This window comes from Paenibacillus sp. J22FR83, assembly GCF_059691955.1.
Genome location: NZ_JCAUAM010000018.1, coordinates 16568 through 29609, shown reverse-complemented (window position 1 = coordinate 29609; position 13042 = coordinate 16568). Strand labels below are relative to the sequence as shown.

Sequence of the window (13042 nt, the reverse complement as noted above, 5' to 3'; positions counted from 1 at the left end):
CTAAGAAACGATTACTTCACAAATTCCATTTGTTGTTTGACAATTTCTTTCGCATCTTTCGCTAGGAAAGCTGTATCTTTATTCTCTGCATACCATTTGTTCATGAAGTCTTCAAGCTGTTTGCCGCCTGCTTTATCCCAAGCCGCTTTAGAATCCGTAATTGCTTGTTCTGCCGAATATTTAGAGCCGCTAAGAATCGCTTTAACGAATACATCGTTTTTCTCTTTAAGAATCGTAGTATTAATAACATTAAGATCAGCTGGGAATACCGGCATATGATCTCCTAAAGTAATCCCTGGATATTCTCTTGCTGGATCGAAGTAAATCTTCTGAGCAGCTTGGAACAATTGTAAGTATGCTTTTTGTTCAGGCAACAAATCTGGATTAGATAGACCGCTCAATACGTAATTACATTTATCAACGCCAGAGGAGAAGAACATTGCGTAATCCAATGCGTAAGCAACTTCATTTTTGGATTTTTCCGGATCAATCACTTGTGGGCAACCGTTAGCTGCTTTCTTCCAGTGAGTACCTTCGTCGCCGAAGATCATTTTACGAGCCGTATCCGGTTTCATCATGAAGTCAAGATAGCGGCCTACCGCTTCTGGATCCTTCGCCTTCGCGTTCACAACAGTTGTCATTTGAACAGGGTTATCGAATGCACCTGTGAATGTACCCATAGGTGATTTCGGGTATCCTAAAGGTGCAACTTCTCCAGTAGGGTTATTCTTTTTGAAAGTAGTTAGATCAAGATCTTGGGAGAATTTAACGAAAATACCCATTTTTCCATTCAAGAAATCTTGTTTAGCCTTATTGCCGTCTTTATCATTGATATAATCCTTGTCTACGATGCCAGCATCATAGAGACTCTTCTTGAACGTAAGGGAAGCTTGTTCTTTATCCCATGCACGAACAACTTTGCCGTCTTTAATATCCCAAGCCAATAGCGTTGCTGATGAACTTTCACCAAAAATTTCATTAATTGCTTGCTCCGAATAAGTGCTCATGTTCATACCGTACGTATCTTTTTTGCCATTGCCATCTGGATCTTGATCAACAAACGCCTTCGCCACTGCGTATAATTCTTCTGTTGTTGTCGGCATGTTAAGATTCAGCTTTTTCAACCAGTCCGTGCGAATGTAGAGGACATGCGCTGCAACCGCTTCTTTTACTTTACCAATCTCATACAACTTGCCGTCTGCTTTGGTTCCTGCTTTTTTCAGTTGTGGATATTGGGTAAGTAATTTCGAATATTCAGGCATGTATTGTAAAATGTTGTCGATCGGCATCAATTGTTTTTGATCATACAAACTGCCTCTGAATGGTGTATTGTACTCGTTAATAATATCCGGGGCAGAACCGGAAGCAAAAAGGACATTCAATTTTTTAGTAGAATCGCTGCGAAGGATGGGAACTTGCTTAGCATTGGCTGGACCATTTTGATTAATGAATTTGGTCCAACGATTCTCTTCGTAAGTACCTTCTGAAGCCGGTACACCGCCACGGTCATAGATGGTGACAGAAACATCTCCGCGCTTAGCTGGTGTTGATGCAGCAGGTGCGCTCGAAGAAGCAGGCGCTTTAGATGCTTCTTCTACTTTCTTGTCGCTGCTACAACCTACTAATGTTGCCCCTAAAGCAACAACCCCTACTGAAACTCCAAGCAATAATTTCTTATTTTCCATGTGCTTTTTCCCCCTACAAATTTTTTTATTGTAACGTTTTGAGAAACGGGAACACCTGTTGTATTAACCTTTAACAGATCCAAGCATAACGCCTTTGACAAAATACTTCTGCAGGAATGGATACACGACAAGCATCGGTACAACCATGACGACAACACCAACAGCCTTTACCATCTCCGTAGCAACGGTTGCTTGTTCCTCCAAATTCAGCGTAGGCGAGTTTAATAAGTCATTTTTCTGCAGCATGCCTTGAACAACTACGGTTAAGTTCTGCATCTCACTCTTATTAATGTACATGAGCACGTTCATAAAGGAATTCCAGAAGCCTATCCCATAGAATAACGCGAGCGTAGCCAGCATGGGAAGAGAGAGTGGTAAGATGACCCGAATAAGCAATGAAGTATCATTACAGCCATCGATTCGTGCAGCTTCCTGCACTTCAGATGGAATATTCTCGAAATAGCTTTTCATAAGCAGCATGTTGTAAGTACTGATGAATCCGGAAAGCCATAATGCCCAGTAGGAATCAATAAGGTGCATGTTCTTAATCACGAGATAGGTTGGAATTAACCCTCCGGAGAACAGCATGGTGAAGACCATTCCAAGAACTAGATAACGTCTGCCAATCAGATAGTTTCTCGATAATGGATACGCAGCCAGTATGGTGCCCATTAAACTTAAAACGACACCAATTACCGTGATGATGACACTATTCTTAAAAGCGCTCCAAGCAGGGCTGGCGAGGAAAAAGATTTTGTAAGCCGTGAACTCTAAGCCAACTGGCCAGAAGAAGACATGACCTGATTCCACAGCCGAACGCTCGCTTAGCGATAGTGCGATGATATGAATAAATGGCAGAATACAAGTTAGGGCGATTAACGCGAGTACTAGATAATTGATGGCATAGAATATTTTTTCGCCGTTTGTTGCTTTCATACTAATCCTCCTTCCACGGATGTTGAACCTGATGTATAGGTGATGCTAGAAGAGTGCTTGATCAAATTTCTTAGCGATTCGATTTGCGATCAGTACAAGACTGCAACTGATGATGGATTCAAAAAATCCCATTGCCGTCGTTAAACTAAACTGTGCATTGCCTAATCCAATTTTATAAATATACGTACTAATAACTTCTGACACATCCGAAACTCCTGCGTTCTGTAGGTTATAGACTTGGTCAAAACCTACTTCCATAATTTTACCCATCGCTAAGATAAGCAATAAGATAATCGTGTGACGAATGCCCGGAATTGTTACGTGCCACATTTGACGCCATTTGGCAGCCCCATCCATAGCAGCTGATTCGTAAAGCGAAGGATCGATGGTCGTTAGCGCAGCTAGATAAATAATTGTGCTAAATCCCATTTCCTTCCATATTCCTGATCCTACAAATATCGCTAACCATGAGTTAGACTCATAGAGGAAGTTAATGGGTTCGATACCAAACAAGCCAAGCACCTTATTAATCGAACCATAATCCGTTGCGAATAGCGACAATACGATCCCGGAAACAATAACCCAGGAGAAGAAATGCGGTAGGTAGACTATCGTTTGAACCCAACGTTTGAACCAAGATTTCCTAACTTCATTCAGTAAAATAGCAAGGAATATCGGCATTGGAAATCCAAACACTAAGCTTAGAAAACTCAACCAAAACGTATTCCACAATATCTGGAGCGTATTCGAGCTTGAGAATAATATGTGAAAGTTTTTCAAACCTACCCAAGGACTGTTTAAAATGCCATCTGCAAAATTGTAGTTTTTGAAAGCGATCACAAGTCCGCCCATAGGCCAGTATTTAAATAAAACATAGTAAGCAATTACAGGTATCAACATGATAAACAAAGGAATGTTCTGTTTCAGCCTTCTTCGTCGTCTTAGTCGCAAAGCAGCTAATTCACTTTGAGTTATCTGGATATCAGGAGTTTTAATAATATTCCCATTCATGTTTGCTTCACTCCTTCGCATTAATCTTATAACCCTATAATATAAGTTTTCACGCGTAAAACCCTTAAAATATTATAGAAGAAACTATAAAATCATTGGGTCATTTCTAGCGCTTTTTTCCACATAATTATAGAAATAAAAAACTGCTTCCCCTAAGGGAAAGCAGTCTTCGCTTCCATATACGATTACCTTGCCGGAGCTGCTGTGGATTGCCTGATGATGAGTTCTGGACGCATAACGATGCGTTGCTTGGCTTGTGATTTCTTCTTCAGTTCGAGAATGAGCAGATCGACGACTTGCTTGCCCATCGGCTCAATCGGCTGCGCAATCGTAGTAAGTGGAGGATCCGTTACCGAAGCTAGGATCGTATTATCGAAACCGACGACAGAGATATCCTCAGGAACACGAAGCTTTAGTTGCTTCGCCGCCTGCAAAGCGCCGATCGCAAGCATATCATTACAACAGAAAAGCGCAGTCGGCCTATCGCCTGCAGGTTTCACTAGAAGTTCAATCGCTTCGCGTTTGCCATCTTCTACGGTATAACTACAATTACGAACACTTGCTACGGGGATCTCGATACCGGCTTCCGCAAGCGTAGTCATGAAACCTTTTACCCGTTCACGACTACTTCTAACTTTGGTGTGTTCGGCAAGTATCGCCATGCGAGTATGTCCAAGTTCCAAGAGATGCTTAGCAGATAACGTGCCGCCAACGAAATCGTCAACAACAACGGTATGTACAGCCAAGTCCGACATCTCCCGCGCAATCATGACAACGGGAATCGAGCGTTCCATGAGTGGTGTAAGCATGTCCTTATTATCCATCCCAGTCCCGATAATCATCCCATCTACACTTTTCTGCTGAAGCAAGTTCAGATAGCGTTCTACACGTTCATCTTTATTATCGGTGGAGCAGATGACGAGACTGTATCCCAAATTGTGACCTTGGTCCTCCACAGCCCTAGCAATTTCCGCAAAAAAGGGATTGGAGATATCAGGGACAAGCAAGCCTAACGTATAGGTCTTCTTCCCCGTAAGTGCTGATGCGATGACACTCGGCTGGTAATTGAGCTTCTCCATCACTTTCAGAATTTCAATGCGTCGTTCTTCGCTTATTTTCCCTTTACCGTTCATGACTTGCGAAACCGCTGCTATCGATACACCAGCTTCTCGAGCCACATCGTAAATGGTCGCTTTCATCGTACTACCCCATTTTTCTTGAAGAATACAGTTATTCCCCCATTATGACGGGGCTTCCCAGAACTTGCAACCGTCTTACGACTCGCTCGGCTTCGTCATGATCCAAGCATGGTCGGGGTCATTATGAAATTTCCATATCCGCGTAGGTCCGGCCATGACATTTAAATAGTACACATCATAGCCAGGAGGCGCTGACACGGGGTGATAACCACGCGGAACTAGCACGGCTTCGCCGCTTTTAACAACTAACGTCTCATCGAGTGAACGATCATCCGTATAGACCCGCTGAATCGCAAATCCTTGTTCTGGCTGGACACGGAAATAATACGTTTCTTCCAGAAAGGACTCATCAGGGAGGGCATCACGATCATGCTTGTGCGGCGGATAACTGGACCAATGGCCATTCGGTGTAAATACTTCAACAACAAGCAAACTATCTGCAGGCTCACTTTCAGGTAAAATATTATGAATATAACGCTCGATGTTCCCATATCCACGTGTCTCAACGCCTACTTGCGCAGGAGCAATCAAGCGTGAACGGTGGTTCCCGGCCCCTGGAGCTGAGCAAACAGCAAGCTCTAGCGAGGTTAACGCCGTTACTTCATAACTATCGTTGCTCGCCACATAAACGGAATACGGAGGGATTTGCTCAAACACGCTCATACGCTGACCAATTCCGAGCCATTGCTCCTCCTTCGTACGCACATCGGCTTTGCCGCTCAACAATACGAGGCATACCTCCTGATCGAGAGTTTCACGTCGCAAAGACTCGCCTTCAGCCAGCTGGACAACCTCGAAAGCAACATACTGCCATCCTGCCGATTCCGGCGTCACTTGTAAAAGGCTGCCTTCTTCATTCGGAGAAGATGCAGGTGTTACAATTAATTTGGACATCGTAACGTCTCCCTCCCCTTCCTAGGATACCGCGGTTTCCTTGAGCAACTCCAAAGCTTCGCTAACTTTCACAGGTCTGCCCAAACGTGAAGATAATTTCGCAGCTAATGCAATGCGCTCGGCTTGTACGCCGTCATCTCCACTTACAGGAACAGCTTTATCGTTCACAATCGCATCAATAAACATGTGAGTTTCTTCAACGTAAGCAGCTTGATAACGCTCGAGGAAGAAATGAAGCGGTTTATCACTCACAATGGAATCAGCGGTGGAAATGACAGCCGTGTTCGGGTGATCATTCGCAACGACAACACTGCCTTTGTTACCAAACACTTCTACACGTTGATCGTAACCATAGACAGCTTGACGACTGTTATCGATTACACCTAATGCACCATTTGCGAAACGAAGAGTAACAACCGCTGTGTCCACATCGCCATGCTGGCCAATATCAGGGTTAATCAGAACATTCCCCAGGGCATACACTTCCTCGACCTCGCTGCCCGAAACGAATCGTGCCATATCGAAATCATGAATCATCATATCCATGAAGATACCGCCAGAAACTTTGACATACTCAATCGGAGGTGGGTTCGGGTCACGGGAAGTAATTTTGATGATATGCGGATCGCCGATCCCACCACTTTGCACGACTTCTTGAACACGTTTGAAATTATGATCAAAGCGACGGTTAAAACCAATTTGCAGCTTCACACCTGCTTTATTTACTTCATCAATGGCTGATTGTGTTTGCGTAATCTCCATGGAAATCGGTTTTTCGCAGAAAATATGTTTACCCGCGCGTGCGGCTTGACTAATCAAAGGAACATGCGTATCTGTGGAGGAACAAATGAAAATCGCATCAATATCGGAATGATGAATAAGTTCGTTGCTATCCTTTGTGACGAGTGAAATATTACGCGCTGCGGCCCATGCTTCCAGCTCTGGACCTGCAAACAGATCACTTACGGCCACAATCTCAACTTGCGGGTTCCGCAGTAAATTGTCCGCGTGAATTTTACCAATTCGGCCAGCGCCGATAATGCCAATTCTTACTTTTTTCATCCTACATGACCTCCTGCTTTACCTGAACTGCCGAATAACTGAATTTTGGACCTTACCGACGCGATAATCGCTTCTCTTGCTGGAATTAAATAGTTCCGAGGATCGTAGGCATCTGGATGATCATTCAAAAAAGTACGAATCGTCGCGGTACAAGCGATCTGATTATCTGTATTCACATTGATTTTGGCTGTGCCGCAGGCAATGGCTTGACGAATTTCGTCATCCGGCAAACCGCTTCCCCCATGAAGCACGAGGGGTACACCTGTCAGTTCCTTAATTTCAGCCATCCGTTCAAAACCAAGCTTGGGTTGTCCACGATAGGGACCATGGACCGATCCCAGCGCAGGTGCCAAGCAATCGATGCCTGTTTCCCGGACCATCGTCACGCAATCCTCAGCTACTGCATACATCCCATCTGCGTCATCTACGACCAGATCATCTTCGCGTCCTGTGATTCGACCAAGTTCAGACTCCACAGATACACCAAGCACATGCGCAGCTTGCGTCACTTGACGCGTAACTTCGATATTATGCTCGAGGGAATGATGCGAAGCATCGATCATCACGGAGGTAAATCCAGCGTGGATCGCTTTGATACATACTTCGTACGAACTGCCATGGTCCAAATGAAGAGCTACGGGCACTGTAATCCCGTAGTGCTCGATCAAGGCTTTCACCATGCCAGCGATACAGGGCAATCCGCCCATATAAGGAATGTAAGCCTCGCTTACACCAAGAATAACTGGCGCTTGTTCGAGCTGAGCCGCTTGTAAGATCGCCTGTGTGAATTCAAGATTGTTTAAATTAAATTGCCCAACAGCATATTTCCCTTCTAATGCCGTCTGGAGCATGTTTTTCATCGAGACGAGTGCCATGCCAATCGCTCCTTTCTAGCGGAAACTCGCTGTTACCAGCGAGCGGTTACCATCTTTTTACGCGTATAGAATTCCACGCCATCCGTACCATTGGCATGCAAATCGCCATAGAAGGATTTCTTCCAACCCGAGAACGGGAAGAATGCCATTGGAGCTGGTACACCCAGATTGACACCAAGCATCCCCGCATCAATAGTTTCACGGAATTGACGCACATTGCTGCCATCTTGTGTGAAGAGACAAGCGCCATTCGCGAATTCCGAACGGTTGGAAAGTTCAATCGCTTCTTCCAAAGTAGCCACGCGAACGATCGATAGAACAGGAGCAAAAATTTCATCTTCCCAAATTTTCATCTCACATTGTACGCCATCGAAAATTGTCGGTCCTACGAAGTAGCCAGCTTGCCCAGCCGCAGCGTCCTTACGACCATCGCGCACCATAATGGCACCTTCATTTTCACCAATTTCGATATACTTCAATGTACGTTCCTTATGCGATCCGCGAATGACAGGACCTAAGAACACACCTTCATCATTGCCGTTGCCAATCGTAATGGCATCTGCCGCTTCAAGAAGTTTGCTGACTAACGTATCCGCTACATCGCCTACAGCTACCACGACGGAACATGCCATACAGCGCTCGCCCGCAGAACCGAAAGCCGCATTCGTGATTTCTTTCACCGCAATGGACAAATTCGCATCCGGCATAACGATGGAGTGATTCTTCGCACCTGCAAGAGCTTGAACGCGTTTCCCGTTCGCAGCTGCTGTTTTGTATACATACTCCGCTACTGGCTGGGAGCCAACGAAGGAGATGGCTTTAATCTCTTTGTGCTCGAGAAGACCATTCACCACATCATGCGCACCATGAACGATATTCAGAACACCTGCTGGTAATCCAGCTTCGTGGAACAATTCAGCAAGGCGGTTCGCCAAGTGAGGCGTACGCTCCGATGGTTTCAATACGAACGTGTTGCCGCAAGCAATCGCAAGTGGGAACATCCAGCAAGGCACCATCATCGGGAAGTTGAACGGCGTGATGCCGCCAATAACACCGATTGGATAGCGGTACATGCCAGACTCCAGATTGGACGCAATGTCTGGCAGCTGTTTGCCCATCATCAATGTCGGCGCGCCAGCGGCGAACTCCACACATTCGATACCGCGAAGTACTTCGCCATAAGCTTCGGAGTAGCTTTTACCGTTCTCTTGCGTCACGATGCGGGCAAGCTCTTCCCAGTGATCAACGAGAAGCTGTTGGTATTTGAATAAGACTCTTGCTCTCTTCGGTACTGGCGTGCGGCTCCATGATTGGAAAGCTTCTTGCGAATTGCGAACGGCTTGATCGACTTCTTCTTTGGTCGAAATTGGAATATAGGCAAGAATCTCTTCTGTTGCAGGATTATATACGGGCTCTGTTTGTGTTGCGGATGATGCGACCCATTCGCCGCCAATCCAGTTTTTCAATGTATGTGTCATTAGGATTTCGCTCCTTTAAGGTAGATTCGATATTATGAGGCCGTGATTTCTCCGCGATTGCAGCGTTCAATGTAATCATCCACAGCAGCAGCAGTTGGCATGGCATCCGAACAGCTATGGCTGGAAATAACGATACAAGCAGCTGCGCTTCCGTACTCCATGCTTTTTTCCAGCGTCCATCCTTGCATAACGCCATAGATAAAGCCTGCCGCATACGAATCACCAGCTCCAAAAGTTTTAACCACCTTCGCCGGGAAGCTCTTCGCACGATGACCGACACCATCCTGTGTGTACGCGATAGAACCCTCTTTACCATGCTTGATAATGACAATTTTGGCGGAATAATCGAACCATTTGGCAGCCGTGATGTGATCATCTTTCTCCGGATTATGCTCGAATTTCTCCATCATATCGAACTCTTCGCGCGTACCCAGAATGATATCGCATTTCTCAGCGGCTAGATTATAGTACACAGCCGTCTCCTCAGGAGATGTCCATGTGTAGGGACGATAATCGAGATCAAATACGATGATTGCTCCATGCTTTTTCGCATAGTTCAGTGCTTGAAATACCGCTTCGCGTGATGGACTTTGTGCCAAAGCTGTCCCGGAAATCAGCAACACTTTCGCACCTGCGATCAGAGATTCCTGAACCTCATCAGGCGTTAATTTCAAATCAGCCACATTATCGCGATACATGAGGATACTACAGTCCGTCGGGCTCTTAATTTCTGTAAAAGCTAACCCTGTCACAGCTCCCGTGCGATCTGTTACAACATTGCTGGTATCGATCGCATTGCGCTCTAGATAGGAAGCGATGAAACGGCCCATTTGATCATTTGCGATTTTGCCGATAAAAGCTGTCTTCATCCCTAATCGGGACATGCCGATCGTAATATTCGCTGGCGACCCGCCAACATATTTCGTGAACGTCATCGTCTCTTCCATGGGGCGGTGAATTTCGTTCGCATTTAAGTCGATGCATAATCTGCCGATGGCTACAAAATCAAGCTCTTTCGCTTCTGGAAACGTCACATATGTCATGGCCTCGTTACCTGCTTTCTTTGATTAATAAAGAATGAATATAGTTCAGCGCGTTTGATGCATATTCGTACGCATTATGTGTGGCAGGGTCTTGCTCGCCTTCGAGCATCGCCCATCCTCTGTAGTCACGATCCAATAACTCTTTGAAAATCGGGGCAAAATCAAGGCAGCCATCCCCTGGTACGGTAAACACACCTTTGCGGATACAAGTTACGAAATCTACCTGCTCAGCGCGCGCTTCATCTAATACATCCTGACGAATATCTTTCAAATGCATATAAGCAATTCGGTTGTAATGTTTGCGCAATACCGACAATGGATCTCCACCACCGTAGTAGGTGTGTCCCGTATCAAACAGCAAGTAGACCAAGGATGGATCCGTTAGCTCCATTAATCGATCGATCTCTTCCGGTGATTCAACTACTGTTCCGCCGTGATGATGATAGGTCAGCTTCAGCCCATATTCTTGCGCAATTGCACCCGCGCGATTTAGACCTTCCGCTAAACTCTGCCAGCCTGCTTCATCAAGGCGAAGCACTTCCTTCTCGTTCGGCGTCCGACGCGGGTCAAAATGGAGCGAGCCGCCAACTTCCGCTGTAGAAATAACCGTGCTGCCCATTTCCTTCAGAAATTGCGCGTGTTTGCGATACGCTTCCAATTCTTCTTCTCGATAGGCGGGATCCGAGAACAGGACGGATTTCCATTGGGATACGAGAGAGATGCCGCGGTCCGCTAGTTCTTTTTTGAGCACATTGATATCGGTTGGATATTTGCGCCCCATCTCTGTACCCGTCAATCCTAACTTCTGAATCTCATCTACGATCTGTTCAAATGTCGTATCAGCGCCATGTTCCTTGACGTCCTCTCCCACCCAATTAATCGGATGAATGCCTAGCTTAAACGGTAGTTCTTCCATCGTTAGGCCACCTCTTCTAATTTATATGGATTTTGCCGCTTGTATGTTTTTCTTCATTTCTTTATGTGCTGCCAACACTTTGGCACTCTCCGAAACCTCAGGTACACCAACATTCCACCAAGACTCATAACCGCCTGTGTTCGTGCCAGGTACAACGGGAATTTCAATCAACGTCGTCACTGTTTCTGCTTTCGCTTGGAGCAATGCTGACTTAAGCTCTTCGGGATTGGTTGCTTTGTACGATTTCGCTCCCAAGCTGCGCGCATGTGCTGCGAAATCAATGGGCATATAGCTTCCTGTCAGCCTGCGTGTCCCTGTTTCCCGATAACGGAATTCATTCCCGAAGCCTTCGCTCCCTTGACTGCGCTGTAGATTATGAATGCATTGGAAGCCGTGGTTATCAAATAGCAAAATCGTGAATTTCTGACCCTCTTGCAAACTCGTCACTAATTCCGAGTGAAGCATTAAATAGCTGCCGTCTCCGACAATCGCATACACCTCACGATTCGGCTCTGCCAACGCTGTCCCGAAGGCCCCACTGACTTCATATCCCATACAAGAGAAGCCGTATTCCATGTGGTATGTTTTGGGTTCTGTTGATCTCCAAAGGCGGTGCAAATCACCTGGAAGACTTCCCGCCGCACATACGACCACGGAGGAAGGGTCAATCGTTTCGTTAATAACACCAAGTGCCTTCGTCTGAGCAAAACCTTCGTCACACTCAGCATTGTACAAACGATCCACTTCACGATCCCATTCGTCTTTCAAAGTTGCTATGTAGCCCGTCTCATACTCGCTTGAATAATCTAGGAAAGACAGTGTTTCGCGCAGCAAGTGCAGCGCTTCCTTCGCATCAGCCGTAATCGAAATACCGCCAAGCTTCGTGGAATCAAAACCGCTAATATTGATATTAATGAATTGCACTTCGTCATGGGCAAAGGCTGATTTGGACGCTGTCGTGAAATCGGAATACCGCGTGCCTACACCGATAATCAAATCAGCCTGTTTCGCCAGCTTGTTCGCAGCGAGTGCACCTGTTACACCAATCGCACCCGCATACAGCGGATGGTTCCAAGCCATAGAGCTCTTCCCAGCTTGCGTTTCGGCAACGGGGATGCTGAACGCTTCCGCGAACTCTGCAAGTTCCTTCGTCACTTCCGAGTAAAGAACGCCGCCGCCAGCAATAAGCAACGGGCGTTTCTTGCCTAAGATTACAGCTGCTGCTCTTTGAACAGCTTCCTGCGCCGCTGGGCGGCGATCTATATAATGAACCTTCTTATCAAAAAAAGCTTCCGGATAATCATACGCCTCCGCCTGCACATCTTGGGGCAGCGCTAAGGTCACCGCTCCTGTCTCGGCGGGATCTGTAAGCACGCGCATTGCTTGAGTTGCTGCGCTGATCAATTGCTCAGGACGAACGATTCGATCCCAGTATTTGCTCACCGACTTGAAAGCGTCTGTTGCTGATACGGTGTAATCGCTAGTTATCTCAAGCTGCTGCAGGACGGGGTCCGGTTGTCTCGAAGCAAAATTATCTCCCGGCAGCAGCAGCACCGGAATGCGGTTGACAGTCGCCGTTGCCGCAGCCGTTACCATATTCAGTGCACCTGGCCCAATTGATGTCGTGCAGGCATAGATTTGCTTGCGGTTCTTCTGTTTCGCGTAAGCGGTTGCAGCGTGGACCATCCCTTGCTCATTCTTGCCTTGTATATACGTAAGGTCACCCGCGCTATACTCCAACGCTTCTCCAATCCCAGTTACATTGCCATGGCCGAATATTCCCATGACACCTTGAACAAATTTAGTCTCCTGTCCATCGATAGAAATGTATTGCTGGTCTAGAAAGCGAAGCAAAGCTTGTGCCATTGTAAGTCGAATTGTTCGCATGTAAATCTCCCTTCCGTTCAGAGGTTAAGCGCTTAATCCGCTAAATGTTAAGCGCT

General features: G+C 46.2%; 11 protein-coding genes. All 11 read right to left on the bottom strand.

All coding sequences use genetic code 11. The features are described 5' to 3' along the window. Positions 1 to 11: 11 nt before the first annotated feature. The 11 genes from AC58PV_RS27610 to iolD all read right to left on the bottom strand — a co-directional run bounded on the left by AC58PV_RS27610 (position 12) and on the right by iolD (position 12986). Positions 12 to 1685: a type 2 periplasmic-binding domain-containing protein gene (locus AC58PV_RS27610; RefSeq protein ID WP_497435912.1), complete on the bottom strand. Its 1674-nt coding sequence runs from the start codon at positions 1683 to 1685 to the stop codon at positions 12 to 14. Positions 1686 to 1748: 63 nt separating this feature from the next. After that, positions 1749 to 2621, bottom strand: a complete 873-nt coding sequence (locus AC58PV_RS27605) for a carbohydrate ABC transporter permease (RefSeq protein ID WP_497435911.1) — start codon at positions 2619 to 2621, stop codon at positions 1749 to 1751. 45 nt (positions 2622 to 2666) lie between these two features. Then, complete coding sequence (locus tag AC58PV_RS27600; RefSeq protein WP_497435909.1) at positions 2667 to 3632, bottom strand: ABC transporter permease; 966 nt, start codon at positions 3630 to 3632, stop codon at positions 2667 to 2669. A gap of 185 nt (positions 3633 to 3817) precedes the next feature. After that, a complete protein-coding gene (locus tag AC58PV_RS27595; RefSeq protein WP_497435908.1) occupies positions 3818 to 4831 on the bottom strand; it encodes a LacI family DNA-binding transcriptional regulator in 1014 nt (337 codons plus the stop codon). Positions 4832 to 4906: 75 nt separating this feature from the next. After that, positions 4907 to 5725 carry a 5-deoxy-glucuronate isomerase gene (gene iolB, locus AC58PV_RS27590; protein WP_497435907.1) on the bottom strand — a complete coding sequence of 273 codons (819 nt, stop codon included), beginning with the start codon at positions 5723 to 5725 and terminating at the stop codon, positions 4907 to 4909. Positions 5726 to 5746: 21 nt separating this feature from the next. After that, positions 5747 to 6787, bottom strand: coding sequence for an inositol 2-dehydrogenase (iolG, locus tag AC58PV_RS27585; RefSeq protein WP_497435906.1), 1041 nt, complete (start codon positions 6785 to 6787; stop codon positions 5747 to 5749). Next, positions 6784 to 7662 carry a class II fructose-1,6-bisphosphate aldolase gene (gene fba / locus AC58PV_RS27580; protein ID WP_497435904.1) on the bottom strand — a complete coding sequence of 293 codons (879 nt, stop codon included), beginning with the start codon at positions 7660 to 7662 and terminating at the stop codon, positions 6784 to 6786. Before fba ends, iolG begins: the two co-directional genes overlap by 4 nt. Before the next feature lie 32 nt (positions 7663 to 7694). Continuing rightward, complete coding sequence (locus tag AC58PV_RS27575; protein ID WP_497435903.1) at positions 7695 to 9140, bottom strand: CoA-acylating methylmalonate-semialdehyde dehydrogenase; 1446 nt, start codon at positions 9138 to 9140, stop codon at positions 7695 to 7697. 32 nt (positions 9141 to 9172) lie between these two features. After that, positions 9173 to 10183: a 5-dehydro-2-deoxygluconokinase gene (gene iolC, locus AC58PV_RS27570; protein ID WP_497435902.1), complete on the bottom strand. Its 1011-nt coding sequence runs from the start codon at positions 10181 to 10183 to the stop codon at positions 9173 to 9175. A gap of 7 nt (positions 10184 to 10190) precedes the next feature. Then, entirely contained in the window at positions 10191 to 11099 is a 909-nt protein-coding gene (iolE, locus tag AC58PV_RS27565; protein ID WP_497435900.1) for a myo-inosose-2 dehydratase, read from the bottom strand. Between the two features lie 21 nt (positions 11100 to 11120). Next, on the bottom strand, positions 11121 to 12986 hold the full coding sequence (gene iolD, locus AC58PV_RS27560; protein ID WP_497435899.1) for a 3D-(3,5/4)-trihydroxycyclohexane-1,2-dione acylhydrolase (decyclizing): 1866 nt from the start codon (positions 12984 to 12986) through the stop codon (positions 11121 to 11123). Between the last annotated feature and the right edge of the window lie 56 nt (positions 12987 to 13042).

Bases quoted from the DNA above. Each gene is read 5' to 3' on its own strand.
- AC58PV_RS27610 (WP_497435912.1), bottom strand. From the start codon at position 1,685: ATGGAAAATAAGAAATTATTGCTTGGAGTTTCAGTAGGGGTTGTTGCT.
- AC58PV_RS27605 (WP_497435911.1), bottom strand. From the start codon at position 2,621: ATGAAAGCAACAAACGGCGAAAAAATATTCTATGCCATCAATTATCTA.
- AC58PV_RS27600 (WP_497435909.1), bottom strand. From the start codon at position 3,632: ATGAATGGGAATATTATTAAAACTCCTGATATCCAGATAACTCAAAGT.
- AC58PV_RS27595 (WP_497435908.1), bottom strand. From the start codon at position 4,831: ATGAAAGCGACCATTTACGATGTGGCTCGAGAAGCTGGTGTATCGATA.
- iolB (WP_497435907.1), bottom strand. From the start codon at position 5,725: ATGTCCAAATTAATTGTAACACCTGCATCTTCTCCGAATGAAGAAGGC.
- iolG (WP_497435906.1), bottom strand. From the start codon at position 6,787: ATGAAAAAAGTAAGAATTGGCATTATCGGCGCTGGCCGAATTGGTAAA.
- fba (WP_497435904.1), bottom strand. From the start codon at position 7,662: ATGGCACTCGTCTCGATGAAAAACATGCTCCAGACGGCATTAGAAGGG.
- AC58PV_RS27575 (WP_497435903.1), bottom strand. From the start codon at position 9,140: ATGACACATACATTGAAAAACTGGATTGGCGGCGAATGGGTCGCATCA.
- iolC (WP_497435902.1), bottom strand. From the start codon at position 10,183: ATGACATATGTGACGTTTCCAGAAGCGAAAGAGCTTGATTTTGTAGCC.
- iolE (WP_497435900.1), bottom strand. From the start codon at position 11,099: ATGGAAGAACTACCGTTTAAGCTAGGCATTCATCCGATTAATTGGGTG.
- iolD (WP_497435899.1), bottom strand. From the start codon at position 12,986: ATGCGAACAATTCGACTTACAATGGCACAAGCTTTGCTTCGCTTTCTA.